The 24,405-nt window shown below is 35.5% G+C and carries 28 protein-coding genes and 2 riboswitches; of the genes, 9 read left to right on the plus strand and 19 right to left on the minus strand.

The window, feature by feature from the left end; translation table 11 throughout:
* Positions 1-52 precede the first annotated feature (52 nt).
* From ILS93_RS08980 to comGA, 8 genes are all read right to left on the minus strand, one after another.
* Positions 53-703: a 2OG-Fe(II) oxygenase gene (locus ILS93_RS08980; protein ID WP_088048115.1), complete on the minus strand. Its 651-nt coding sequence runs from the start codon at positions 701-703 to the stop codon at positions 53-55.
* A 175-nt stretch (positions 704-878) separates the two neighbouring features.
* Positions 879-1,250: a competence type IV pilus minor pilin ComGG gene (comGG, locus tag ILS93_RS08985; RefSeq protein WP_222660346.1), complete on the minus strand. Its 372-nt coding sequence runs from the start codon at positions 1,248-1,250 to the stop codon at positions 879-881.
* Positions 1,247-1,717, minus strand: coding sequence for a competence type IV pilus minor pilin ComGF (comGF, locus tag ILS93_RS08990; RefSeq protein WP_222660555.1), 471 nt, complete (start codon positions 1,715-1,717; stop codon positions 1,247-1,249). Before comGF ends, comGG begins: the two co-directional genes overlap by 4 nt.
* Positions 1,687-1,989, minus strand: a complete 303-nt coding sequence (locus tag ILS93_RS08995) for a hypothetical protein (RefSeq protein ID WP_000829519.1) — start codon at positions 1,987-1,989, stop codon at positions 1,687-1,689. Before ILS93_RS08995 ends, comGF begins: the two co-directional genes overlap by 31 nt.
* Positions 1,982-2,437 (minus strand): comG operon protein ComGD, encoded by a 456-nt coding sequence (gene comGD, locus ILS93_RS09000; RefSeq protein WP_000810391.1) that lies wholly within the window; start codon positions 2,435-2,437, stop codon positions 1,982-1,984. Before comGD ends, ILS93_RS08995 begins: the two co-directional genes overlap by 8 nt.
* Positions 2,434-2,733 (minus strand): competence type IV pilus major pilin ComGC, encoded by a 300-nt coding sequence (comGC, locus tag ILS93_RS09005; RefSeq protein ID WP_001178693.1) that lies wholly within the window; start codon positions 2,731-2,733, stop codon positions 2,434-2,436. The genes comGD and comGC overlap by 4 nt, the downstream gene beginning before the upstream one ends.
* An 11-nt stretch (positions 2,734-2,744) precedes the next feature.
* On the minus strand, positions 2,745-3,776 hold the full coding sequence (comGB, locus tag ILS93_RS09010) for a competence type IV pilus assembly protein ComGB (RefSeq protein WP_088048114.1): 1,032 nt from the start codon (positions 3,774-3,776) through the stop codon (positions 2,745-2,747).
* On the minus strand, positions 3,769-4,812 hold the full coding sequence (comGA, locus tag ILS93_RS09015; RefSeq protein ID WP_088048113.1) for a competence type IV pilus ATPase ComGA: 1,044 nt from the start codon (positions 4,810-4,812) through the stop codon (positions 3,769-3,771). The genes comGB and comGA overlap by 8 nt, the downstream gene beginning before the upstream one ends.
* Positions 4,813-5,017: 205 nt before the next feature.
* On the opposite strand from comGA, the gene ILS93_RS09020 reads away from it, so the two are divergent.
* The 3 genes from ILS93_RS09020 to ILS93_RS09030 all read left to right on the plus strand — a co-directional run bounded on the left by ILS93_RS09020 (position 5,018) and on the right by ILS93_RS09030 (position 7,581).
* Positions 5,018-5,713 (plus strand): helix-turn-helix transcriptional regulator, encoded by a 696-nt coding sequence (locus tag ILS93_RS09020; RefSeq protein ID WP_000434122.1) that lies wholly within the window; start codon positions 5,018-5,020, stop codon positions 5,711-5,713.
* 125 nt (positions 5,714-5,838) lie between these two features.
* Complete coding sequence (locus tag ILS93_RS09025; RefSeq protein WP_000440714.1) at positions 5,839-6,081, plus strand: DUF2626 domain-containing protein; 243 nt, start codon at positions 5,839-5,841, stop codon at positions 6,079-6,081.
* A gap of 105 nt (positions 6,082-6,186) precedes the next feature.
* Positions 6,187-7,581, plus strand: coding sequence for an L-cystine transporter (locus ILS93_RS09030; protein WP_048562307.1), 1,395 nt, complete (start codon positions 6,187-6,189; stop codon positions 7,579-7,581).
* Between the two features lie 207 nt (positions 7,582-7,788).
* On the opposite strand, the gene ILS93_RS09035 is transcribed toward ILS93_RS09030, so the two are convergent.
* Both ILS93_RS09035 and ILS93_RS09040 read right to left on the minus strand, forming a co-directional pair.
* Positions 7,789-8,196 (minus strand): hypothetical protein, encoded by a 408-nt coding sequence (locus tag ILS93_RS09035; protein ID WP_064474803.1) that lies wholly within the window; start codon positions 8,194-8,196, stop codon positions 7,789-7,791.
* A 98-nt stretch (positions 8,197-8,294) separates the two neighbouring features.
* Entirely contained in the window at positions 8,295-8,510 is a 216-nt protein-coding gene (locus ILS93_RS09040) for a DUF3912 family protein (protein ID WP_064474802.1), read from the minus strand.
* 254 nt (positions 8,511-8,764) lie between these two features.
* Here ILS93_RS09040 and ILS93_RS09045 point away from each other — a divergent pair, with 254 nt between their 5' ends.
* Positions 8,765-9,076, plus strand: coding sequence for a hypothetical protein (locus ILS93_RS09045; RefSeq protein WP_001093232.1), 312 nt, complete (start codon positions 8,765-8,767; stop codon positions 9,074-9,076).
* Between the two features lie 40 nt (positions 9,077-9,116).
* Here ILS93_RS09045 and ILS93_RS09050 read toward each other — a convergent pair whose 3' ends face one another.
* From ILS93_RS09050 to ILS93_RS09075, 6 genes are all read right to left on the minus strand, one after another.
* On the minus strand, positions 9,117-9,605 hold the full coding sequence (locus ILS93_RS09050) for a hypothetical protein (RefSeq protein ID WP_064474801.1): 489 nt from the start codon (positions 9,603-9,605) through the stop codon (positions 9,117-9,119).
* A 79-nt stretch (positions 9,606-9,684) separates the two neighbouring features.
* Complete coding sequence (locus ILS93_RS09055; RefSeq protein WP_064474800.1) at positions 9,685-10,059, minus strand: nucleoside 2-deoxyribosyltransferase; 375 nt, start codon at positions 10,057-10,059, stop codon at positions 9,685-9,687.
* Positions 10,060-10,153: 94 nt separating this feature from the next.
* The gene (locus ILS93_RS09060) at positions 10,154-10,414 is read right to left on the minus strand and encodes a DUF3966 domain-containing protein (protein ID WP_000817963.1); all 261 of its coding nucleotides are present in this window, start codon (positions 10,412-10,414) and stop codon (positions 10,154-10,156) included.
* A gap of 96 nt (positions 10,415-10,510) precedes the next feature.
* Positions 10,511-11,569 carry an undecaprenyldiphospho-muramoylpentapeptide beta-N-acetylglucosaminyltransferase gene (murG, locus tag ILS93_RS09065; RefSeq protein ID WP_064474799.1) on the minus strand — a complete coding sequence of 353 codons (1,059 nt, stop codon included), beginning with the start codon at positions 11,567-11,569 and terminating at the stop codon, positions 10,511-10,513.
* 18 nt (positions 11,570-11,587) lie between these two features.
* Positions 11,588-14,986 carry a methionine synthase gene (gene metH / locus ILS93_RS09070; RefSeq protein ID WP_088048112.1) on the minus strand — a complete coding sequence of 1,133 codons (3,399 nt, stop codon included), beginning with the start codon at positions 14,984-14,986 and terminating at the stop codon, positions 11,588-11,590.
* Positions 14,986-16,818, minus strand: coding sequence for a bifunctional homocysteine S-methyltransferase/methylenetetrahydrofolate reductase (locus ILS93_RS09075; protein WP_088048111.1), 1,833 nt, complete (start codon positions 16,816-16,818; stop codon positions 14,986-14,988). The genes metH and ILS93_RS09075 overlap by 1 nt, the downstream gene beginning before the upstream one ends.
* A 71-nt stretch (positions 16,819-16,889) precedes the next feature.
* Positions 16,890-16,999: riboswitch (SAM riboswitch) on the minus strand.
* 203 nt (positions 17,000-17,202) lie between these two features.
* Positions 17,203-17,312, plus strand: a riboswitch (SAM riboswitch).
* Positions 17,313-17,406: 94 nt separating this feature from the next.
* On the opposite strand from ILS93_RS09075, the gene metI reads away from it, so the two are divergent.
* From metI to ILS93_RS09095, 4 genes are all read left to right on the plus strand, one after another.
* On the plus strand, positions 17,407-18,519 hold the full coding sequence (gene metI / locus ILS93_RS09080; protein WP_088048110.1) for a cystathionine gamma-synthase/O-acetylhomoserine thiolyase: 1,113 nt from the start codon (positions 17,407-17,409) through the stop codon (positions 18,517-18,519).
* Positions 18,516-19,679: a cystathionine beta-lyase gene (metC, locus tag ILS93_RS09085; RefSeq protein WP_088048109.1), complete on the plus strand. Its 1,164-nt coding sequence runs from the start codon at positions 18,516-18,518 to the stop codon at positions 19,677-19,679. Before metI ends, metC begins: the two co-directional genes overlap by 4 nt.
* 162 nt (positions 19,680-19,841) lie before the next feature.
* Positions 19,842-20,354 (plus strand): cysteine hydrolase family protein, encoded by a 513-nt coding sequence (locus tag ILS93_RS09090; RefSeq protein WP_064474794.1) that lies wholly within the window; start codon positions 19,842-19,844, stop codon positions 20,352-20,354.
* 433 nt (positions 20,355-20,787) lie between these two features.
* On the plus strand, positions 20,788-21,078 hold the full coding sequence (locus tag ILS93_RS09095) for an ArsR/SmtB family transcription factor (RefSeq protein ID WP_000894375.1): 291 nt from the start codon (positions 20,788-20,790) through the stop codon (positions 21,076-21,078).
* Positions 21,079-21,229: 151 nt separating this feature from the next.
* On the opposite strand, the gene ILS93_RS09100 is transcribed toward ILS93_RS09095, so the two are convergent.
* Both ILS93_RS09100 and ILS93_RS09105 read right to left on the minus strand, forming a co-directional pair.
* Positions 21,230-22,342 carry a class I SAM-dependent methyltransferase gene (locus ILS93_RS09100; protein WP_088048108.1) on the minus strand — a complete coding sequence of 371 codons (1,113 nt, stop codon included), beginning with the start codon at positions 22,340-22,342 and terminating at the stop codon, positions 21,230-21,232.
* Between the two features lie 9 nt (positions 22,343-22,351).
* Positions 22,352-22,981, minus strand: coding sequence for an MBL fold metallo-hydrolase (locus ILS93_RS09105; RefSeq protein ID WP_000871244.1), 630 nt, complete (start codon positions 22,979-22,981; stop codon positions 22,352-22,354).
* Between the two features lie 170 nt (positions 22,982-23,151).
* Between ILS93_RS09105 and ILS93_RS09110 the strand changes: the two genes are divergently transcribed.
* Positions 23,152-23,325 (plus strand): DUF2759 domain-containing protein, encoded by a 174-nt coding sequence (locus ILS93_RS09110; protein WP_000524847.1) that lies wholly within the window; start codon positions 23,152-23,154, stop codon positions 23,323-23,325.
* 80 nt (positions 23,326-23,405) lie between these two features.
* Here ILS93_RS09110 and glcK read toward each other — a convergent pair whose 3' ends face one another.
* Entirely contained in the window at positions 23,406-24,389 is a 984-nt protein-coding gene (gene glcK, locus ILS93_RS09115; protein ID WP_064474792.1) for a glucokinase, read from the minus strand.
* Between the last annotated feature and the right edge of the window lie 16 nt (positions 24,390-24,405).

The raw sequence follows: 24,405 nt of genomic DNA on the forward strand, positions 1-24,405 counted from the left end.
AAACGTTTTGTTCTCCTTATACAATGAAGAACAAAACGTTATATACACGCTTTTACTTATAAGCTCCTCTTCTCACCCACTGTGTTGCAATCCATTTCTCACCTTTCGTTACAGGTGCCCCTCCATGTAACGTAAGCTCATTTAATGATTGGTCTTGATAAAAATACTCAAAGTATACTGCCATTCCCTTTCTAGGGTGCACAGAAAGATTTAATTTCGGAAAGAACGTTTCTCCGCCTTCTTCTACATCATTTAAGTACATGACAAGCGTACTAATACGATTATTAGCAGCTGATCTACTATGTTCCGCAAAATAATCATAGTGCGCTTTATATTGTTGATCCACTTCATAATTTAAAATGTGTAATCCTTCTCCATGCGACACAGGAACATTCATGATAGATGAAATTCGTTTTTCAATCTTTACAGTAAGCTCATTGTCTTCCAAAAATGCACCGCTACTCGTTCGAATATCATTTACATCACGTGATGAACCAACTTTAGAACGTTCCATTTTACTTTTAGACAATTCAATCAATTCGTCGCATTCTTCATCACTTAATACATTTCCTAACACGACAATAAGAGGTTCTTCGAATTTTGAAATAATGTGTATTTCCCTATCTTCCGTCATAATTGCATTTCCTTTATGATCAAAAATAGTTTGTTCCTTATTTTCACCTATTTGATTGTTATTTGTCATTTCCCTATTCTCCCTAAAAAAATATGTTTGGATAGCTTGAATATATCATATTCTTTCCACCTTTCTCTTTTTTGAGAAAATTTAAACTTTCGTTCGTTATATTTATCCATTTGCTATAAAAAAATAACCTATTTTAAAATAAGAAATTATGGTTTTCATCCGTATATTTTACATTCTATCCTTCTATCCAATCGAATATTTTTTCATCCTTTTTTCTATACCGAAAACTAACCTTGTAGAAAACTTCTTGTTTTATTTTGCACTGCAACGAAACGAGTATAACATCGTTTTCAAAGACGTAATTCCCACTTGCTTCGCCCTTTTCATATTGAAAGAAAAAAGTATCTTCCTTTTCTTTTTGCTGTAAGTCTTTTTTTATATTTGTAATTGATCGATTTAGTAGTTCTTCCAGTACAAACTTTTGCTCTATTTCAATATAAAAATTTTTATCTATAAGCAACATATTCGTTTCGTATACAAAGAACGAAGTTAATAATACAAGAAAAATGATTGTTCCTGGCATCGTAAATCCATCTTGTTTTCTCATATATCTATTTCCATTTCGCTATATCTGACAGCTACACCTTCATATATTTTCCCACTCATATCTTTCACATTTATAAAGAGCAAATGAGGTGTTACTTCATACGAAACCATTTCAACATTTTGTAATATAACTTCTCTTCCGCGCTTATTCACTTTTCTTATAAGATGATTATTCAATTTTTCATACGTCACTTCATCTCCAGTGCGAAGACGGAAGCGTAAAAGATTATCTTTATTTTCAGGGACTATTTTTTCTACAAAAGATACTTCACGAAACTCTAACTGTACTTGTCCTATAAACACATCCCATTCCCAATTATTTAATCCTTTTGATTGGTTGTTTTCTATTCCAATAAAATTCAAACGTGGTAAGAGTAAAAAGAACAGTGATAACAGAAAAAAACATACGATCATTTCTATTAATGTAAACCCAACTTCTAATTTATTTTTTCTCCTGCATAAAAGCATTGTTCCATCATTCTTCCTTTCACATCTTTCCACATAGCACAAACTTCATTTCCTCCCCAATATGTGTAATATACATTTCCGTTTACGACTTTTTCTTGCGGTCGTTTCGCCCCATTCTCATACATATATAAAGCTGCTTCCCTTTTTAATAATACAAATGCTTTATAACGAATTTGTATGTTTTTTCGTTCTTGCATAACCAATACTGTTTGCGGAAGTAGTAAAGATACTGTCATCATTACTATACTTAATGCTACAAGCATCTCAGCCATCACTGACCCTTTTTGACATTTCACGATACGTAAATCTTCCTCTCCCAAGCTGAAATACAATCTCATATTTATAACTTCGATACGAAAGTAAAATAGTGCCACCTCTATTAATATTTCCACTCGGATTATATGTCATCGGATTTGGAAAAGTATTCAAATCAATTTGTATATCGCTATCATATTCTCTTTTAATGATAGTAAGATTCTCACTTAGCTCCCCTATATAATACGTATGTCTATCTTTATACCATCGTAATGTATAGTGTTTTTGACGGTTTATCGCTAATTGTTGCATATACAAAATATCGTTTGAAAACTGTCTTAAAAATTGTTCCACTTTTTGTTTTTCATGTAATGAATGTACGTTAAAATACGTGACCATACTTAGTACAGAAATTGCAAATAGAACGAGTAGCATTTCTAAAAGAGTAAAACCTTTTTGTTTCACAGTTTCCCAGTTGTTACTGTGCCATCATTTGAAATATGAATGGATTCACCATTCGGACACTCATCAGCTGTAATATATTTTTCATCCCTTAGCTCTTTTAGCGAAGGAATTTTATTATGTTGTAAATGGTATGCTTGTATTTGAGCTTCTATAGATTTCACATAGGCTTTACATCCTTTTCCTTCGACTGATGAACGCTGTGTAACTACATTCGGAATAATTAATAGTAATAATACAGTTATGACGACCATAACTAATAACATTTCTAAAAGGGTAAACCCTTCTTCATTCTGCATGTAAATACCTCCTAAATAGAATTCATCATTTGAAACATTGGCATAATCATTGCTAAATACATAAGAACGACTATTCCTCCAATACACGTAAATAAAATTGGTTGAATGATCACTAACATACGTTTAACTTTTTGCTCCATTTTTTCCATAATAAGATCGCTATAGTCACCTAATTCAATCGCCAAATTACCGTTTGCTTGTCCATGCGTAATAATATAAGAAAGTTCTTCCTCATAATATCCGCTTTTAGCAATAATAGATTGCAACGGTTCTCCCGCAATTAATTGACGTTCAATTCGGCCCGCTTCATATTGAAAAAACGGATGATAATGTTGCTCCATCATTATTGTTAGAGCCTCAAGTACTGATAGTCCGCCGTGTAATAAACCGCTCAATTGAGTGGCGAAATAATGTGAATGCTTTAAAATAAGAAATTTTTTTACGAGGGGGATACAAAGCTTAATTTTTACCTGCTTCATATGCGGGAGTTTTTGAAAGTAAAATATATATACACTACAGCCAATCATAACGATAAAAATAGTGCTAAAAATAAGATAGGGTAGTAGCTTAATTGCACTTAATATTTGTTCTGTAAATAACGGTGCTGTGGAACCAAACGAACTATATACCATGTCGACCTGTGGTAATAAAATGCGATTAAAAATCAAAATCATGATTAGTAAAAAGAGCGCCAAAAACATAGGATACTGCATTATTTTGATCATATCTTTCCTATACTTATCCTTTTTATAAAGAAGTGCGCTCCCTTGTTGCAATGCAAAAGAAATATCACCATGTTTCTCGGCATAAAATAAATAACTTAACATCTCCTGATGAAACTTTAATTGATGAAAAGAATCGTGTAGACTTTTTCCATCTTTTAATCCATCAATCATATGCTGCAATTGTACTTTCTTTTCTAAAGGTAATTGAAACCGCAAAAATTCTAGTGCCTGCAAAAGAGAGTACCCTTTCTCTAATAATTCTCCTAATCGTTTCAGTAATACTACTTGATCACTTAAACTCCATGTTTTCTTAAACATAAACATCTTCTTCTAAAAATCCTAAGGCGTATCCTTTACGTAACGAAGATTCTAATGTTTCATGCTTGTACGTAACACATTCTCCGTTCGCTCCTTTAATCGCTTGTTTTAACTCATATCCATATAACAACTCATAAATGCTCGCTTGCCTTACTTGCCGCATTGATTTACATAAAACAGAGCAGTTTCCTCTGCAAAACGGGCACTTCAATTCGACAAGTCGCTGTGCAGCTACAGCCAATAAAGATTGTTCAATCTCTTGCCTCGTTATGCCATAATCCATAAATCGTAGTATCGCTCCTTTCGCGTCACTAGTATGCAATGTCGTCATTACTAAATGGCCAGTCAAACTTGCTCTTACAGCTATTTTTGCGGTTTCTTCATCACGGATTTCACCGACTAAAATAATATCTGGGTCATGACGTAAAATAGCCTTTAATCCCGTCTCATATGTGATACCTGCTTTTTCATTTATTTGAATTTGTAATACATCATCATTTCTTTTTTCAACCGGATCTTCAAGTGTAATGATGCGACGTGTTTTCTTTTTTCTAATCACCTCTAATAATGCATACATTGTTGTTGTCTTGCCAGAACCAGTCGGTCCAGTAAATACGAGTAACCCGTGTGAATAGTGTAAAAAAGAGAGTATTTTTTTCGCTGTACTTGGAAATAACGAAAGATGAGATAATGGCTGAATAGATGCTTGTAAATGAAGACGAATAACGAGACTTTCTTGATATACGGTTGGAAGCGTGGAAAGGCGTAAATACACTTCTTGTCCATCCATTTGTAAATACAGTGAACCATTTTGTGGCTTCCGTCTCTCCCCTATATCCATGGATGCTAAAAATTTAAAGTGTGAAACAAGTTTTTCTCCAAATTCCTTTTCGATACAGTGTTTCGTCATTAAATCTTTTCCTATACGCAGTTGAACCGCTACATCCTTCTTCCGGGGCACAATATGTAAATCCGAAGCTTGTACCCTGCACGCCTCTTTCAAAATCATATTCGCAAAAATTTCAATTCCATTCATCATTTTTCCCTCCCCACTATGTATATAGCATGAAAAAACAGATAAGAAAAATCGATAATTTTGTATTTTCACCAGAGAAAAAAGGGAAAATATGTTTGTGAAATTATGAACAATTTCCGAATTATTGTCTGAAATTACCTATATGGAAGTTTATCTGTATTATAATGTTATTATCTTGGATAAAGTGATAAAGGTGGAGATCCTCATGGAACAAGCTTTAAAAATTACAGGCGTATTATCTGACCCAACTCGTTATTACATTTATAAATATATTTCTCAAAAACATAGTTACGTAACTGTACAAGAAATTGCAGATGAGTTTGACATTCATCCGAACGTAGCGCGTTTACATTTATCTAAATTAGAAGATGTTCATATGCTGAAATCGGAAACGAAGAAAACTGGAAAAGGCGGAAGACCAAGCAGATTATATGTATTATCTGAAGATGTGATTCAATTGCAATTTCCATTCCGTGATTATCAATTGTTAGCAAGAATCGCATTTAATTCTTTACTTAGCCTTGGCGCTGCTGGTGAAAAGGCGCTATACGAAACAGGAAAACAATTCGGGGCCGAGTTAATGCAACAACATATGCAGCGTTTACATGTGAATGAAGATGCTTTAACAGTAGAGCAAAAAGTTCAAATTGCAAAAGAAGCTTTCTCAACAGCTGGCTTATCACCTGCTTTTGAATTAAGTGCAGATGGAACGAAAATTTTCTACGATGTACACAATTGTCCATTTAAAGAGGTTGCTGTTCATCACCCAACTGAAATTTGTAATATGCACGGGGATATGATGAAAGGGATTTTCGAAATCCTATTCCCTAACACGGAATTAACTCGAAACGATAGTCTACTAGATGGATGTAAATCTTGTAATTATAAACTAACAATTTAATTTCTCATATAAAAAGAAGCCAATTATAATTGGCTTCTTTTTATATGAACGAATATTTACAATAGTAAGAAAAATAAACTATAATGAGGAGAGGTTTACTTTTTTTAGAAAAGGAGGGAGATGGCATGGAGCGCATGTTTCGCGTTCTCGGCTTTTGGACTGGAATTTTCTCGGTTATGTTTTACGTAGGGGATATGCATTCGACCGCACTACTATTTTTAGGACAAACAGGTTTCTTCGTACTTTTAAGCTATTTAAATTTAACAGAGCGTATGTATATATACGTATTCGGGGCATATTTAACTGTTTTCTTCATAGGATTTACATACTACACGACGTTTTTACTTGTCCCTGGAGCTGGACATTAAAGATGGCATTTTGCCATCTTTTTTTAATTCCGCAATTCCCTAGTTGACTTATAGGTTTTATTACCTTATATTCTATATAACAGATTGGAATTAGGGGGAATCAACATGAATACACTGCTTGTCGGAATTAACGTTGCAGTCATGCTCATCTTAGTTGGCGTATTATATTATATGCAACGTAAGCATGTATCTTTTAATAAACGTGTATTTACTGCTTTAGGAGTCGGCATTATATTCGGTCTTATATTACAATTTATTTATGAGCCAACTTCTAAAGTAATTATTGAATCAAATACTTGGTTTAGCTTGATCGGTAACGGTTATGTGAAATTACTTCAAATGATTGTTATGCCACTTATTTTAGTATCTATTATTTCCGCATTTACAAAATTACAGTTAACGAAAAACCTTGGTAAAATTAGTGGTCTTATTATCGGAATTTTAATTCTTACTACAGGAATCGCTGCAGCTGTCGGTATCGCTGCAAGTGCAGGATTTGATGTATCAGCAACAGGCTTACAACAAGGTGATGCAGAATCCGCTCGTCTGAAGTTAGTTGAAGAAAGATTTACTTCTATTGAAAAAACAACAATTCCAGATAAATTATTAGAGCTGTTGCCTACAAATCCGTTTCTTGATTTAACAGGTGCTCGTCCAACATCAACAATTTCTGTTGTAATATTTGCAGCCTTTATCGGTATCGCCTTTATAGGGGTAAAACGAAAATATCCAGAACAAGCAGAACTATTTAAGAAAATGCTTGATGCTGTATATGCAATCGTAATGCGTATGGTAACATTAATTTTACGTCTTACTCCATATGGCGTATTAGCTCTTATGGCAAAAACAGTTGCTGGTAGCGACATAAATGCTATTTTAAAACTTGGTAACTTCGTATTAGCGTCTTACGTGGCACTTATCGTAATGTTCGTTATCCACTTATTATTAATTGCTCTATCTGGTTTAAATCCAATTCAATATTTAAAAAAGGTGTTCCCTGTATTAACATTTGCATTCACATCTCGCTCTAGTGCTGGTGCAATGCCATTAAATATTGAAGCGCAAAAAGAAAAGCTTGGTATTTCCGAAGGGATTGCAAACTTTGCAGCATCATTTGGAGTATCTATCGGACAAAACGGTTGCGCAGGTATTTATCCAGCAATGCTTGCAATGATGGTCGCTCCAACTGTAGGAATCGATCCATTACAACCACAATTTATTTTAACTTTAATCGCTGTCGTTGCTATTAGCTCATTCGGTGTTGCCGGTGTTGGTGGCGGTGCAACATTCGCAGCGTTAATCGTACTATCTACAATGAACTTACCAATTGGTATTGTCGCTCTTGTTATCTCAGTTGAACCATTAATCGATATGGGTCGTACAGCTCTTAACGTAAGTGGTTCTATGACAGCAGGTCTTATTTCTAGTAAATGGCTTGGTGAATTAGATCAAGATACGTACAATCAAGATGATACAAAAACTGGTGAAATTGCTTCATAATAAAAAGGACGCTAACAAAAACTGTTAGCGTCCTTTTTTAGTTCTTTCCATCTTCCTCTTTGTCTTTTATACATAAGGCATAACATATTGTTTCAAACACTATGTATAAAGCTCTACAAATTACTTCAACCATGGTAAAACATCACCTGTATATTATTACGTATAGATATAATGAAATAATACCATTTTTCATTTTTTTAATAACTATTATTCCTCATCTGCAAACTGTAAAAACTCTTCCAACCGCTCCTTTAACTCCTCCTCTATCTCACAATAAGATTCACCAACAAGTTCACCACTTAACTTACTTCCCCAAAACCTTATTTGAAGCGTTACTCCTAAAAAATAACTACAACATTCCCAGATAGGAACTGTATAAAATTCAATCATCTTTCCTTCTTCATCTAATACAGCTATCGAAATCGATGAAGAATATCCTGTTTCAAAAGGATTTTCTTTATCTCTGATCAGTTCTATAAATAATTCCATGTTTTTTTCTATGTACAAATGTGAATAATCTTTAAAAAGTTTAAATGATATTCTCTCTATTTCCTTCTCCATACACTGAATTTTCTCTTTTAACTCCAATGTAAAATCTTGTTCTTTATACTTCATTCTCGCCTCCTAAAACACTGAAAAAGAGAATACCAATCTCGTATTCTCTCATTCTTATGCTGCTACAATTATTTTTATTATCTCACAGCCCGTCCTTCTTACAAATAACCATTTTGTTCGCACCATTTATGAAATTGTCCTACGTCTACTCCAACTAACACGATATCCTTTAGCTCTACATCAATGATTTGTTCTCCAATTACAATAGCAAACTGCGCTTCTAATTTTGTCTCGCTGTTCTTTACAATTCCAATTCGGTTCCGATGCGGTCCATCTTTTATATATGCTTTTTGTCCTACAATATCAAAGTTCAAGTCTCTCACCTCTTTTATTGCGCTTAAATTTGAAATACGAACTCAAATTCGGAAAATTCCCTTTCCTTGCACTATTTCTCTATATATATGACGAAACAATAAAAGAGTCCTCCCTTCTTTACAATTATTTTTTCTTTGTTTCATTTTTGTGATTGAAACGTAAAGTTTATAATAAAATACACTTGGAAGCGCTTTCTATGTAATTTTTTGTGTTATAATATATAAGTAGAACTTCGCAAAGAGGGTTAAAAAAAATGAATACAAAAATGATTAAAAAAGTAATTGACGCATTAAAAGTATATGGCTTTCAGAATGTATCATTCTGTGACAAAACGAAACAATTTTTATTTCATAACGAAATGGATATTATGAGCGGCTATGCAGAAATAACATATAGTAGTCAATTTGAAAAATTCAACGTACAAATTCATCCGATTGAAACACATCACCAAGCAGAGTTACAAGAGGTTGAAAGACATATACAGGCCTGTATAAGAAAAGTGGAATATTTAAACGCACTTCTTAGCGGACAAACAAAACTAGATGACAAAATTATTATAATGTAAAAAAAAGAACGTGAGGATATCACGTTCTTTTTTTTTCACATTATACGTTCATCTTTCCCTTCAGTTGTAATCCTGTAATGGATTCTAATACATCCATTGCTTCTCCAAATGTCATATCAAAAATTGTCTTATCTTCTATGTATGGAAATTGTCTAAAGCGTTTTTCTAACGTTTTCACGGCGTCTGACGTAAAGTGTACGCTATCAATGCCAAATTCTGTTTCAAGAAGAACAATCCAATCTAACACATGAAAACCTAATCCATTTACGAATGAAATAAGTTTTTCTTCTGGCTGTGAAGATAAGAATACGTGTCGTTCCATCTCATCGAAAAGTTCTTCACCTAAAACTTCTGCTAATTCATCATCATGTTCGCGTTCAATAATCTCTTCATATCCGTAATCATCCACAAGCTCTTCTACTTCTTCACTATCCTCACAAAGCAATTGACTAAGAACGGCCTCTTTCTTAAATTCACTATTTTGTACAACTTCTAAAAAGCTCGTTTCCCATCCATTTTCTAATTTCATATTATATACTCCTTTATATACGTTTCTTATCATCACTGTACCCAAAAGATCACTTTTATAACCTTTTAGGTCGTTACTATTATTTCACATGATTCATAACATAAGATGCAAATGCAGTTGCATCTCCTTCAAAAATATTTATTTCTGGCAAATGATAGAACGTTGTTTGAAGCGGGTTTCTTTCATGATATACATATATCTTTTTCTCTAGCGCAATCGCCATTCCAAACTCTGTATGGCTCCCGTTTCCGCCATCTAACATAAGTAAAAAGACATCCGCTTCTTTAATAGCATTCTTTTCTGCCTGACCAATCTCTCTTAATTGATCTTGATTCACTGCTCTTTCGTTTCTTGTCCAATCATATGTATGGTGCCATCCTGCATGTTTCAGTTCATTTGCTATAGAACGTACAAGATGTTTATTTTGGAATCCTGAGGCGACATAAAAATTCATTTATATACACTCCTTCATTATGTACGGGAAACTCCTTTTAGCGTTACTTGCTATAAACATAATAAAGAACGACTTCAAAAAAAAATGCCCATCTTTAAAACTTATTTGCGTTTAAATGATGGGATTCTTCATGCTCTTCTTTTATTTTTTTCTTTTTATAACTTTCATCAGCTAACATTTCTAGTTCAGCTGTTATTTCTGATTTTTCAAGCTCTCTTTCTTGCGAAAATTTCCTTGAAATATAAACAATAACACTACCAACGTACAACACAAAGCATATAATAAGTGCAGTATTTTCATAGAGACTTAGCTCCAACACAGTCACTCCTAATCCATTCGTATTTTCACGCTTCATTAATTGGAATTTCCCTACTAATCCATTTGCTATTGTAACATAAAAATATCAATCCTTGGAATCTTTCATCCTATTAAAAAAGACATGATTGTTTCATCATGCCTCTGAAATATGTTGAATGATTGTTTGAATTGCTTCTTTTCCATTATATTTTTTTAGAGCTGTTTTATACATCTCATTATTTTGATTTAATTCTTCGACATGCTTTATAAGAGATTTCACAGTCACATCTTCTTCATACAATACGGAAGCATATCCTTGTCTTTCAAAAGACTCTGCATTTAGTATTTGATCTCCACGGCTTGCAAATTTCGATAGCGGAATTAAAACCATCGGCTTTTGCAATGTTAAAAACTCAAAAATGGCATTAGAGCCCGCACGTGAAATAACAAAATCTGTTATCGCTAATATGTCTGGCAGCTCTCCATGTATATATTCAAATTGTCTATATCCTTCTTGATTTTGTAAGCTTTCATCAAGATTATCTTTTCCACAAAGATGAACAATTTGATACTTTTTCAGAAGTTCTGGTAACGCTTCTCGAACAGTTTCATTAATTTTCTTTGCGCCCAAACTTCCTCCCATAATTGTAATAACTGGCTTTTTACGTGAAAAACCTAAAAACACTAAACCTTTTTCATGATTTCCCTTTAGCACGTCTTCACGTACAGGAGATCCTGTATAGATTACTTTTTCTTTCGGTAAATGTTTCGCAGCTTCTTCAAATGTAACAAATATTTTCGAAGCAAAACGGAGCGCAATTTTGTTTGCTAGTCCTGGCGTCATATCAGATTCATGTAATAAAACAGGGACTCTATTTAGCCATCCTCCAATTACGACTGGTACAGATACGAAACCACCTTTTGAAAAAATCACATCCGGTTTTAGTTTTCGAATCCTTACATAGGCATCCATAACACCCTTCATTACAAGAAAAGGATCTTTTATATTTTTCAAATCAAAATAACGACGTAGCTTTCCGCTTGCAATACTATAGTACGGAATGCCTTCCTTTTCTATAATTGTTTTCTCAATTCCTTGATGAGAACCGATATAAGAGATATCCCAATTCTGTTCTTGTAAATGTGGAATGATGGCTAAATTAGGTGTTACATGCCCTGCCGAACCGCCACCTGTAAAGACTATTTTCTTCATACGTCTCCCCCTTCTACACTATAATACACTAAAATATCTTGCCTCAGGGTGAGAAAATACCATAGCCGTTACAGATGCTTCTGGTTCCATCATAAATCCTTCCGTTAATGAAATACCTATTTCTTCTGGATGAATAAGGCGAAATAACTTTTCTTGATCCGCAAGTTCTGGACATGCTGGATAACCGAAGGACACGCGTATCCCTCTATATTTCGTACGGAAGCGTTCTTCCATCTTCAGTTCTGGTGAATCTGGAATGCCCCAGCGATCACGAATGAGCATATGTGTTTTTTCAGCAAGTCCTTCTGCTAGTTCAAGCGCTAACGATTGAATAGCATGACTGCGTAAATAATCACCCTTCGCCTTCCACTCTTCAGCAATGTCCCGAACGCCTTCCCCAACCGTAACAGATAGGAAAGCAACATAGTCCATCTCATCTCCAACTGGTCGTACATAATCACCTAAAGTACGATATGGTGCTTTTCCTTGTCTTGGGAATGTGAAACGCTCTATAACACGCGTATGATCTTCTGGATCATATATTACAATGTTTTGTCCGTCACTTTGCGCTGGGAAAAATTGATACACCGCTTTCGGTTTTAACCAAGATTGTCCTTCCTGCAATAATTCATCTATTAAATCATTTAATTCATGTGCTTTCTTATCTCCCTCTCGCAAAAGCTTCTTCACATTTCCTTTTAATCCAAGGTGATGTCCAAGTAGCATTTGTCTATTTAAAAATGGAGCGAGGTGTGCAACTGGAATATCACGTAATACAATTCGCTTTGTTGAATCAGGTATCATAACCTCAGCCTTCGGTAATGGTTCAATTACTGCTGGAATTTCTACTTTCTTCTCCTCTTTTTTTACGATATGAAGATGACGCTCTTTTTTATCTTGTTTCATCTTCTCGCGCTCTTCTTCTTTTTGAAGCTTATTAATAATATCAAGCCCGGTCATCGCATCACTCGCATAGCATACGAGCCCTGTATATGATGGTGAAATACGATTATCTGTAAACTTTCTCGTTAATGCTGCCCCGCCTACAACGATTGGAATATCAATATTTGCCGCTTTTAAATCTTCAGCAGTCGTTACCATTTGTTGCGCTGATTTTACTAATAAACCAGAAAGGCCAATAATGTCAGGCTTCTTTTCTTGTACTTCTTGTACGATTCGATCCGAGCGAACATTGATTCCTAAATTAATAATCTCATATCCGTTATTCGATAAAATAATTTCAACGAGGTTTTTCCCAATATCATGTACGTCACCTTTAACAGTTGCTAATAATACTTTCCCTTTTTTCGCACTCTCGCTAGATTCCATATGTGGCTCTAAATAGCTTACGGCAGCTTTCATACTTTCAGCACTTTGCAATACTTCGGCAACGATAAGCTCATTATTATTAAATAATCGTCCCACCTCATCCATTCCTGTCATAAGTGGGCCATTAATAATATCCAAAGGTTTTCTTCCTTCTGTAAGTGCGAGGCTTAAATCTTCTTGTAGCCCTTGTTTCGTACCTTCAACAATGTAATTTGCCAACCTTTCATCAAGAGTTAATGTTTCTTGGATAACGACATCTTTCTTTTTTGCCGCGCGATAAAAGTTTGTAAATTCTTCTAACGTCTCTTGCGTCGTTTCAAAAAGTAATGCATCTGCAAGACGTTTTTCTTCCTCTGGAATTGACGCATACCGTTCTAATTTTTCCGTATTCACAATCGCGTAATCTAATCCTGCTTTCGTTGCATGATATAAAAAGACGGAATTTAATACTTCGCGGCCAGCTGGTGGTAAACCAAATGATATGTTACTTACACCTAAAATCGTTAAACACTCTGGTAATGCTTCTTTAATAAGGCGAATTCCTTCTATCGTCGCTGCCGCTGAACCAATATATTCTTCATCACCTGTACCTACAGGAAATACAAGTGCATCAAAAATAATATCTGACGGGCGTATACCATATTTCGTCGTCAATAACTCATAACTTCTTTTCGCGATTTCGAGTTTTCGTTCTGCACTAACCGCCATACCATCTTCATCAATTGTTCCTACAACAATAGCAGCACCATATTTCTGAAGAAGCGGCGTCACTTTTTTAAATCGTTCTTCTCCATCTTCTAAATTAATTGAGTTAATAACAGCTTTTCCTTGAATATAAGTAAGAGCTCGCTCCATCACATTTTCATCTGTTGAATCAATCATAATCGGTACTTTTAACACTTTCGTAACTTCTGCCAAGAAGTTTTCCATATCTTCTATTTCATCGCGATCAGGGTCTGCCATACAAATATCAATAATATGAGCATTTTTCTTCACTTGCGCTCTTGCGACTTCAGCAGCCTCTTCAAATTTCCCTTCTGCTACTAATCGTTTAAATTTACGTGACCCAATAACGTTTGTTCTTTCACCAACAAATAATGGTCTCATAGAGTCATCATATTGAAGTGCCTCTAATCCACTAACCCCGTGTCCAGCTCTTTCGTGGTGTTCACGCGGCTTAAGAGAAGCTAACGCGGATTTCATCGCTTTTATATGTTCTGGTTTTGTGCCACAACAACCACCGATAATATTAACCCATCCTTCTTCAGCAAATCGCTTCACTTTTTCAGCGAGAGAAGATGGAGATTCATGATAATGTCCATCTTCATCAGGAAGACCTGCATTTGGATAACAAGAAATGTAACACTCCGACAAATCAGATAGTGAACGAATATGGTCTCTCATAAACTCCGGACCAGTCGCACAGTTTAATCCAACAGATAATGGCTTCATATGTTCTATCGATAAGTAAAAAGCCTCAATTGTTTGCCCAGCCAGAGTCGTTCCCATCGGTTCGATCGTTCCCGAAATCATAATAGGGACAATTTTATTTAGCTCGTCAAAAGCTGCTTGAATTCCAATATAAGCAGCCTTCACGTTACGCATATCTTGACTCGTCTCAACGAGTAATACATCTACGTCGCCATTCAATAAACCTCTCGCCTGCCGTGTATAGGCTTCAATTAATTCTCCGAACGTCACACCACCTGTAACACTAATCGCTTTCGTTGTTGGTCCCATTGCTCCCGCAACATATACTTCCTTCCCGCTTTCTTTGACCGCTTGCTTCGCTAAACGTGCTGCCTTCTCATTTAATTCCTCATCTAAATGAGACAACTCATAATCACTTAATACGATATTCGTCGCCCCAAATGTATTTGTTTCAATAATATCCGCTCCAGCTTCAACATAAGCTTTATGAATCTTTAAAATGACATCAGGCCTTGTTTCTACTAAATATTCATTACAGCCTTCGTACTCTTCTCCTCCGAAATCTTCCGCAGTTAAGTCCTCTTGCTGGATCATTGTTCCCATTGCACCATCTAATATTAAGATGTTATTTTGTAATTTTTCTTCTATACATTTCATCAGTTAATACCTTCTTTCACTTCTTGCTTTTCTCTCACATATTTAACAAGATGTTCTGTAATTTCATATTTTAGAAATGGTGTAATAAGATAAATGCCGTTAAAATACTTCATCGCCGCATCAATTAATTCTTGTGAAATGAGAATTCCTTCCTCAATTGCTGCCTCTTTCGTTTCATGTCCATCCATTCTCTCCCTTATTTCTTCAGGTAGAGTAATACCCGGTACCTCAAAATGAAGGAAATCTGCATTCCTTTTACTTATTAATGGCATAATCCCAATAAAAATAGGTTGTTCCAAATGCTTTGTCGCTTCATACACTTCTTCAATTAACGCGATATCATAAATTGGCTGCGTTAAGAAATATTCCGCTCCAGCATCTATTTTCCGTTCCATTCGCTTAACCGCTGCTTTTAAATGTCTTACATGCGGATTAAACGCACCTCCCACTGAAAACCTTGTTGCTGGACCTATTGATTTCCCTAAAATCGAGCGCCCGTCGTTCATTTCTTTAATCATTTTAATGAGCTCAATAGAGGACAAATCATATACAGAAGTGGCACCTGGAAAATCACCGACGCGTGCTGGATCCCCAGTTAAAGCTAACACTTCTTCCATGCCTAACGCTGATAGGCCTAGTAAATGAGATTGTAGTCCGATGACGTTATGGTCTCTACACGTTAAGTGCGTCAATACCGGAATATCGTGCTTCGTTAATAATGCCCCCATTGCCATATTCGAGATGCGAGGCGATGCTAATGAATTATCTGCTAGAGTAATAGCATCTGCACCAGCCCTTTTCAATGCTCTTGCTCCTTCAAAAAATCGCTGCGTATCTAACGTTTTCGGTGGATCTAATTCCACTACTACTGTCGTTTGTTTTTTTGCTTTCTCTGCTAAAGTGACATGAGCTTTCGAACGTTTCTCATGTGTATGAACTACTTTCGGTCTTTGAATCGTATCCTTTTCTATTACAGGCGTAACATTTAGAGTAGCACGTTTCATACTTTCGATATGTTCTGGAGTAGTGCCACAACAACCACCCAATAACCGAATACCTTGCTCAATAAATTTCGGTGTCATCGCTTCGAAATAAGCCGGACTTCCCTCATATACGTAGCGTCCCTCCACATAATTCGGGAGACCTGCATTTGGATATGCTGACAAGTAGCCATTTTGAGGAATCGATATCATTTTAAAAGCTTCCGTCATGTGAAGTGGCCCTAGTTGGCAGTTCAATCCAACGACATTTGCACCGTAATCTAAAAGCTGTTTTAATATTTCATTTACATCATTTCCATTTTGAGTCGTACCTGCCTCATGTAATGCTAATTGAGCTACAATTGGAATATTCGTTTGTTTTCGTAACACCTGAACAGCATGAAGTAATTCAAACTCATCATAGAAAGTCTCTAATAGCAGTCCATCAACCTGTTCTTCTAGTAATGCACTTGCCTGTTCCAGTAACATAAATTCTCGCTCCATATCAGTTGTCGTAACAGCTCCAATATGTTTCATACCGCCAATTGTTCCTAAAATTGCATTTCTGTCTGTAACAGATGCTTTCGCCAGTTTTACTGCGGCTCTATTAATTTCAGTAACTTGATTTTCTAAACCATACATACGTAATTTCGCCTCATTTGCTCCGTACGTATTTGTTTGAATCACATCTGCCCCAGCAGCTACATATTGTTTATGAATCGATATAATTAAATCTGGATCAGATATATTTAATTCTTCAAAACTACTTTGCAAACCATGTGAATGTAATAACGTTCCAACCGCACCATCACCTATTACAATTCCTTTTGATAATAAATCTAGTAATTTCACAAATCTCCCTCATTTCTATCAATATAAAAAACCCCCTCTTCACTTTGAAGAGGGGGACATAATCGTTCCTCCTCTTATTATGCAAAACATTCGTTTTGCAGGTATTAGCACCGTTTCAAACATTTCGTTTGAAGGTTGCCGGGTTTCACAGGGCCTTTCCCTCCACCGCTCTCAATAAGAGTTTGTCTTTATTATTTTATTTATGTAGCTAAAAGGAAATACGTTCCCCTTTTAACAATGTTTGTTAATTTTTTAATAAATTTAGCATGCACAAATTCAAAAGTCAATGACACTTGCGGAAAAATAAAAATTATTTAAAATAAAGTTGCAATTCAATTATCTTTTGTTGTAAAGTTAAAAACATAATAAAATTTCATACGAACATTCTTATCTAGAGAGGTAGAGGGACTGGCCCTATGACGCCTCAGCAACCATTAACATTTGTTAATAAGGTGCTAATTCCAGCAAATTGTGAAAGATTTGACAGATGAGAAGAAGACTCTATTCAAACCGAAAGCCTTCTTCTTTAGAAGGCTTTTTTTATTTTACATTCACTTAATTGTTAATTTAAAAAGGAGGAATTTTCACATGTCAACTATTGAAACAAAACTAGCACAAATCGGAAACCGGAGCGAAACTACAACAGGAACTGTTAACCCACCTGTTTATTTTTCAACTGCTTATCGTCACGAAGGAATTGGTAACTCTACTGGCTTTGACTATTCACGAACTGGCAATCCAACTCGCGGTCTTTTAGAGCAGGCAATTGCAGATTTAGAGTACGGTGAACAAGGTTATGCCTGTAGTTCAGGGATGGCAGCTGTTCTCCTCGTCCTTTCCCTATTCCGTTCTGGAGACGAACTTATTGTATCTGAAGATTTATACGGGGGCACTTATCGATTATTTTCTGAGCACGAAAAAAAGTGGAATGTTCGATGTAGATACGTAAATACACAATCTATTAAACAAATTGAGCAAGCTATCACAACTGAAACGAAAGCTATTTTCATAGAAACTCCAACTAATCCGTTAATGCAAGTTACTGATATTGCCGCTGTCGCAACTGTAGCGAAAAGACACGGACTCCTTCTTATTGTAGACAACACATTCTATACGCCTTATATACAGCAGCCATTAACAGAAGGTGCCGACATTGTACTTCATAGCGCAACGAAATATTTAGGGGGACATAACGATGTCCTAAGCGGACTTGTCGTTGCAAAAGGAAAGGAACTTTGTGAGGAAATCGCTCATTATCATAATGCCTCTGGTGCGGTCTTAAGTCCATTTGACTCATGGCTATTAATTCGTGGTATGAAAACGTTAGCGCTTCGCATGAGACAACATGAAGAAAATGCAAAAGCAGTTGTTGCTTATTTAAATGACGCTGACGGAGTGACAGATGTATTTTATCCTGGAAGAGGCGGCATGATCTCATTTCGTCTGAAAGATGAAACATGGATCAATCCATTCTTACAATCTTTATCCTTAATTACATTCGCTGAAAGTCTTGGTGGTGTTGAAAGTTTAATGACGTATCCAGCAACGCAAACACACGCTGATATTCCTGAAGAAATCAGAACAGCAAACGGTGTATGTAATCGTCTTCTACGATTTTCCGTTGGCATTGAAAATAGTAACGATTTAATTCAAGACTTAAAGCAAGCCATTAAACTTGTAAAAGAAGGTGTAAGAATATGAGTTATTCTATAGATACAATCTTACTGCACAACCAATATAAACATGACTCGCAAACAGGAGCTGTTAACGTTCCCATCTATAATACATCAACATTCCACCAGTTTGATGTAGATACGTTCGGAAAATATGACTATAGTCGCTCTGGTAATCCAACTCGTGAAGCTCTTGAAGATATCATTGCTTTATTAGAAGGAGGAACAAAGGGATTTGCCTTCGCATCAGGAATTGCAGCGATTTCTACTGCATTCCTCCTTCTTTCACAAGGCGATCACGTACTCATTTCAGAAGACGTATACGGAGGAACTTACCGAATTATAACTGAAGTGCTCTCCCGTTACGGTGTGTCACATACATTTGTTGATATGACAAATTTAGAAGAAATAAAGCAAAACATTAAGCCAAACACAAAACTCTTTTATGTGGAAACACCCTCTAATCCACTTTTAAAAGTGACAGATATTCGTGCTGTTTCTAAACTTGCAAAATCTATTGCTGCCCTTACTTTTGTTGATAATACATTTTTGACACCACTATTCCAGAAACCACTTGATCTTGGCGCCGATGTCGTTCTTCACAGTGCCACAAAATTCATTGCCGGTCATAGTGATGTTACTGCCGGATTAGCGGTTGTAAAAGATGCCGAACTCGCTCAAAAACTTGGATTTTTACAAAATGCATTCGGCGCTATTTTAGGTCCTCAAGATTGTTCTCTCGTACTTCGCGGTCTAAAAACATTGCATGTACGTCTTGAGCATTCAGCTGCAAACACCAATAAAATTGCACACTATTTACAAGAGCACGCTAAAGTTAAAAACGTCTATTATCCTGGCTTACAAACACATCTTGGATTTAATATTCAACAATCTCAAGCTACATCAGCCGGAGCTGTCCTATCTTTCACTTTACAATCAGAAGACGCACTCCGCCAATTTTTATCAAAAGTAAAATTACCTGTCTTTGCAGTTAGTTTAGGAGCTGTCGAATCGATTCTTTCCTACCCAGCTAAAATGTCACATGCAGCACTGTCGCAAGAAGCTCGTGATGAAAGAGGGATTTCTAATTCATTACTTCGGTTATCCGTCGGTCTTGAAAATGTTGACGATTTAATATCCGATTTTGAAAATGCCCTTTCTTATGTAGAAGAACCTGTAAATGCATAGAACGAACAGAAGGTATGAAATTAAGTTTTCATATCTTCTGTTTTATGCCGTTACGTATATTTTTTACTTTTCGTATAGTTCATAAAAAAAACGAAAGAGCACCATCTATTTCTAAATAATGAATTAATTGATATATTAAGAAGTAAAAAAGGGGCAAAAATAATGGATACTTGTGCAGATGTTTTAATCGTTATCGATTTACAAAATGGAGTATGTTATAGCGAAGAGCATTTATTTGATTTACAAAATTTACTTACAAAAGTAAATAAAAGAATTTCTTCATACAGAAAATCAAATAAACCAATCATTTTTATTCAACATTGTGATGATGATTTAGTACCCGAAAAAGAACTTTGGGCTATTCATGCTGATCTAGATGTTCAGGAACAAGATTTTTTTGTAAGAAAAACACATGCCAATTCATTTTATAAAACAAACTTGAAAGAGATTTTAGAACAATTATCTGTACACCGTATTGAATTTTGTGGCGCCCAAACAGAGTACTGTATGGATGCTACGATTAAATTTTCCCATGGACTAGAATACGAAAACTTCATGGTACAGAAAGCAACCTCTACGTTACATAATCCATTTATGTCCGCAAAAGAGACAATTGATTTTTATGAGAACATATGGAACCGCAGATTTTTAAAGCTGATAAAAGATGAACTCTAGAATATATAACTAATGTCTTGGTAATTCTAAAATTTATCAGCTATACTCAAATGTTTTGTTATCACCATAAAGATGCTGACTACATTCAGCTTCTTTTCTTTTAACCTGTTTTATATTCTATATATAACATTATAATTCCTTTTTCTTATTATTTTAAAAATTTTGTATATTCATTTGAAAGAATAAGAAAATCATGATAAAATTGTGTTACAAATATATCTATATCTTTCAATTTTTAAAACGCATCAAAATTTTCACCCAAAAATGTCATTTTACAAAACCATGCAAATTTACCTACTTTATTTACATCAGGGTCTCTTTTCTTACAATTTCTTTACTTTAGGAATTTTTTTCTGCAACAACTGTTTTCTTTTCTTTAATTTTTTGGTATGTATAGTATGGTATAACAGCTCACACGGAGGTGGAAAAGAACATGTTAGAAACCTTTCAAAAAGAAATAGAACTATATGAAAGCAATGCAGAATTATTGAAAGTACTTGCTCATCCTGTTCGCTTATGTATTGTAAAAGGATTAATTGAACGTGGTCCAAGCAACGTTTCTACAATGTACACTGGCTTAAACATGCCACAATCTACAATTTCACAGCATTTAGCAAAATTAAAAAGTGCTAAAATCGTTTCAAGTGAAAGAAAAGGATTGGAAATTTATTACAAAGTAGAAAACGAGACAATTATTCAACTCGTTCGCGTATTATTAGGTTAAGAGCTCATAAACAGAGAAAAAGGGCGTATTTTATATTTTTCATCTCATATCTTTAATATAAATATATATCATGAGAGAAAATATATGATGCTACATAATTAAAAAGTCGTATTAAAAAACAAGACACAGAAATATGCTGTGTCTTGTTTTTTTATATTTTCAAATACTGATTCAAGTGTAACTGTTGCATATGTTTCGTATGTATCACAACATCAAATGCAATCCCTAATCCTCCGCTCAAAATCATAGAACGAACTGCACGATTTTGTTTTTGAGTTTCAGAAAAAGGATTTCGATCTTGGTGATCCGTAAGCTGATCTAATATTCCTGCTGCTAACAAAAACTCAGATTGCTTCTTATGCCATACTATATTCATGCCTTGCAGGCTAAACATCTCTTTCAGTTCGTCCCAATGAATATGAGTAGTAAGATCCATTTCACCTGGATGCGCTAAAGGATTACGGATTAACTTATGCTCGTAATATCCTCGTAAACTTCCTTCTTGATGTGCAGGATGCATCCATTCTTCTTTTGTGTATCCATAATCAACGGTAATACATACACCTCGTTGAAACCATTTCGCCATTTCTACTATATATTCTTCCATCGCAAGTGGCACTTCAAAACGCTGACCTTCAGCAAGATGAATATTATATTTCAATAAGTATCGACCAATACTTTTCTGTAGCGGTCTACATACTTCTGCGAGTTTCCCTTCCTCTGTGTACGTAACACGTACTTCATACAATATTCCATTTCTCTTCTCAATTACTTCAACAGGAAATGCATCAAATAACTCATTCGAAAAAAGAATCCCTTCGAACGATTCTCCCATTTCACTATGCGACGTATAATACGACACATTAGAAAACGAACAAAGATTTTTCTGCTGTAAGTTTCTATGAAAAGGGCTCATTTCAATCATTGAATAGTTTAAATCCATAAAGGTTTCTGGAGATACTTGCTTCCACTCTTGTAAAATATCATAGGCAAACCTTCCTGTTCCCCCACCAATCTCACAAATATTCGGAGCAACTTCACCATTTTCAACAAGACGAATAAAAAACTTAGCAAATGTTTTTGCAAAAACAGAGGATACGTTGCTACTTGTAAAAAAATCCCCTTGTCTTCCAATTTTTTCACGTTCCTTCATATAATAGCCATGTCCCTCTGTGTACAATACGAGGTTCATATACGTACTATATGAAATTGAATAATCCTTCTCTTTCTCCATCCATTCTTTTAAAATGAGCTCCATCTCCATACTAGCTCCTTACTGTAAAAATGGATTATTTTCTTTTTCAAAACCAATGCTTGTTTCTGGACCATGTCCACATAGCACCGCTGTTTCATCTGGTAATACAAATAATTTTTCTTCAATGCTTCCAATCAATTCAGCAAAACTTCCACCGGGTAAATCTGTTCTTCCGATGCTCATTTGGAACAATACATCACCAGAAAATACAGCATTCGCCTCTTTACAATAATAAGAAATACTGCCTGGAGAATGTCCTGGCGTCTCAAAAATCTCAAAATTAAATGAACCAATTGCTAATGCACCTTCTGCATCAATAATATGATCTGCTGGTTTTGCTGTAATACTGCGATTCATCATAAAAATTTGAGAGCCATTTACAGTTGCATCGCCTAACCAATCTGCTTCTTCTTTATGTACATACACAGGAATATGAAAAGCGTCTCTTACCGCGTCAACAGCACCAATATGATCAAAGTGAGCATGTGTTAATAAAACAGCCAGTGGCTTTAATTGTTCTTCTTGTAAATATGTAACGAGCTTCTCTCCTTCGTGACCAGGATCAAAGATAATACACTCATTTTGATCATTCGTTAAAATATAAGCATTCGTTTGTAATGGGCCTAACGGCATTTGTATCCATTTCATATGAAAATCTCCTCCAATTATTAAACTTACTTTCAATGATACAACATTTTTTTCTCTTAGGAAAAGAAAGGATGCTATCTCGACAATCATTTTTAAAACATGTACAATATAAAAGAGTTAATATTCTAAAAACTCATATTAAGGAATGGGTAGACAGAGGAGGATATTGTATGGGCCTTGTTATTATTTTTGCGCTAGTCACTCTGTTAGCTGTATTCGCTACGCTTAGAACTCTTCGCGAAAAAAATTTATTCGCGGGCGGCTTTGCAATTGCAACTGTACTCGTTTTCGGATGGTTTACGATCATGACTGTTCTATATAACGGGTACCCACCAGCAGCTTAATTCATTTACATGTTATTCTTCATCAAGGTTTCACACAAAAAGAGGAAGGGTTTCCCCTTCCTCTTTTCATATTTCACAACTTATGCCATCTTCGCTTCGTATTTGTGCTTTTTTACAAGCCAAGCTCCTCCGATAACACCTGCATCATTACCAAGTATTGCAATCGCTAACTTTGTGCTCTTTACAGCACGTGAGAAAGCATATTGCTCGAAATAACGTTGAATTGGCTCTAATAGTGCATCTCCAGCTTTAGATACGCCCCCGCCAATAACAATTTTCTCTGGGTTCAACGTACTAGCAAGGTTCGCTACAGCTAATCCTAAATAAGAAGCTACTTTTTCTACTACTTCGCCTGCTAGCTCGTCACCTTGTCCAAGTGCTTCAAACACATCTTTTGATGTAATACGCCCTTCTTCTGCTAACATAGAACGTAGAACACTCTCTTTATTAGTCTCTTGTATTTTTTGCATAGCAACACGCACAATACCCGTTGCAGATGCTACAGTTTCTAAGCAACCAAATTTCCCGCAATTACATGGGAAAGCATTCTCTGTAACTACTGTAATGTGTCCGATTTCACCAGCAGCTCCGCTTACGCCGTGTACAATTTCACCATTGGCAATTACACCGCCGCCAACACCAGTACCAAGTGTCATACAGATTAAATCTTTTGCTCCTTCACCAGCACCTTTCCACATTTCACCAAGCGCTGCTAAGTTTGCATCATTATCAATAACAACAGGTAATCCTGTTTCTACTTCTAATAAATCTTTTAACGGATAGTTTTTCCATCCTAAATTAACCGCTTCATAGATCATTCCAGACGCCACGTGTACAGGACCAGGAGCTCCCATACCAATACCGATTAACTTGCTTTTCAATTCACCTAACTCTTCTAACTTTTTATCGATAGCTTTCGCTACATCAAGCGTAATATGTTTTCCTTGCTCATTTGTATTCGTAGGGATTTCCCACTTATGTAAAATTTCACCGTACACATTAATAAATGCTAATTTAATCGTTGTACCACCAAGGTCAACCCCAACTAACCATTTCTCTTCCATGTTGCTTACCTACCTT

This window comes from Bacillus sp. 16GRE42, from assembly GCF_019837435.1.
GTDB classification, from domain to species: Bacteria; Bacillota; Bacilli; order Bacillales; family Bacillaceae_G; genus Bacillus_A; species Bacillus_A wiedmannii.

What these genes read in the sequence shown, in the direction of transcription:
- ILS93_RS08980 (WP_088048115.1), bottom strand. Translation starts at nt 703, where the DNA reads ATGACAAATAACAATCAAATAGGTGAAAATAAGGAACAAACTATTTTT.
- comGG (WP_222660346.1), bottom strand. Translation starts at nt 1,250, where the DNA reads ATGAGAAAACAAGATGGATTTACGATGCCAGGAACAATCATTTTTCTT.
- comGF (WP_222660555.1), bottom strand. Translation starts at nt 1,717, where the DNA reads ATGCTTTTATGCAGGAGAAAAAATAAATTAGAAGTTGGGTTTACATTA.
- ILS93_RS08995 (WP_000829519.1), bottom strand. Translation starts at nt 1,989, where the DNA reads ATGGCTGAGATGCTTGTAGCATTAAGTATAGTAATGATGACAGTATCT.
- comGC (WP_001178693.1), bottom strand. Translation starts at nt 2,733, where the DNA reads ATGCAGAATGAAGAAGGGTTTACCCTTTTAGAAATGTTATTAGTTATG.
- comGB (WP_088048114.1), bottom strand. Translation starts at nt 3,776, where the DNA reads ATGTTTAAGAAAACATGGAGTTTAAGTGATCAAGTAGTATTACTGAAA.
- comGA (WP_088048113.1), bottom strand. Translation starts at nt 4,812, where the DNA reads ATGAATGGAATTGAAATTTTTGCGAATATGATTTTGAAAGAGGCGTGC.
- ILS93_RS09020 (WP_000434122.1), top strand. Translation starts at nt 5,018, where the DNA reads ATGGAACAAGCTTTAAAAATTACAGGCGTATTATCTGACCCAACTCGT.
- ILS93_RS09025 (WP_000440714.1), top strand. Translation starts at nt 5,839, where the DNA reads ATGGAGCGCATGTTTCGCGTTCTCGGCTTTTGGACTGGAATTTTCTCG.
- ILS93_RS09030 (WP_048562307.1), top strand. Translation starts at nt 6,187, where the DNA reads ATGAATACACTGCTTGTCGGAATTAACGTTGCAGTCATGCTCATCTTA.
- ILS93_RS09035 (WP_064474803.1), bottom strand. Translation starts at nt 8,196, where the DNA reads ATGAAGTATAAAGAACAAGATTTTACATTGGAGTTAAAAGAGAAAATT.
- ILS93_RS09045 (WP_001093232.1), top strand. Translation starts at nt 8,765, where the DNA reads ATGAATACAAAAATGATTAAAAAAGTAATTGACGCATTAAAAGTATAT.
- ILS93_RS09050 (WP_064474801.1), bottom strand. Translation starts at nt 9,605, where the DNA reads ATGAAATTAGAAAATGGATGGGAAACGAGCTTTTTAGAAGTTGTACAA.
- ILS93_RS09055 (WP_064474800.1), bottom strand. Translation starts at nt 10,059, where the DNA reads ATGAATTTTTATGTCGCCTCAGGATTCCAAAATAAACATCTTGTACGT.
- ILS93_RS09060 (WP_000817963.1), bottom strand. Translation starts at nt 10,414, where the DNA reads ATGAAGCGTGAAAATACGAATGGATTAGGAGTGACTGTGTTGGAGCTA.
- murG (WP_064474799.1), bottom strand. Translation starts at nt 11,569, where the DNA reads ATGAAGAAAATAGTCTTTACAGGTGGCGGTTCGGCAGGGCATGTAACA.
- metH (WP_088048112.1), bottom strand. Translation starts at nt 14,986, where the DNA reads ATGAAATGTATAGAAGAAAAATTACAAAATAACATCTTAATATTAGAT.
- metI (WP_088048110.1), top strand. Translation starts at nt 17,407, where the DNA reads ATGTCAACTATTGAAACAAAACTAGCACAAATCGGAAACCGGAGCGAA.
- metC (WP_088048109.1), top strand. Translation starts at nt 18,516, where the DNA reads ATGAGTTATTCTATAGATACAATCTTACTGCACAACCAATATAAACAT.
- ILS93_RS09090 (WP_064474794.1), top strand. Translation starts at nt 19,842, where the DNA reads ATGGATACTTGTGCAGATGTTTTAATCGTTATCGATTTACAAAATGGA.
- ILS93_RS09095 (WP_000894375.1), top strand. Translation starts at nt 20,788, where the DNA reads ATGTTAGAAACCTTTCAAAAAGAAATAGAACTATATGAAAGCAATGCA.
- ILS93_RS09100 (WP_088048108.1), bottom strand. Translation starts at nt 22,342, where the DNA reads ATGGAGATGGAGCTCATTTTAAAAGAATGGATGGAGAAAGAGAAGGAT.
- ILS93_RS09105 (WP_000871244.1), bottom strand. Translation starts at nt 22,981, where the DNA reads ATGAAATGGATACAAATGCCGTTAGGCCCATTACAAACGAATGCTTAT.
- ILS93_RS09110 (WP_000524847.1), top strand. Translation starts at nt 23,152, where the DNA reads ATGGGCCTTGTTATTATTTTTGCGCTAGTCACTCTGTTAGCTGTATTC.
- glcK (WP_064474792.1), bottom strand. Translation starts at nt 24,389, where the DNA reads ATGGAAGAGAAATGGTTAGTTGGGGTTGACCTTGGTGGTACAACGATT.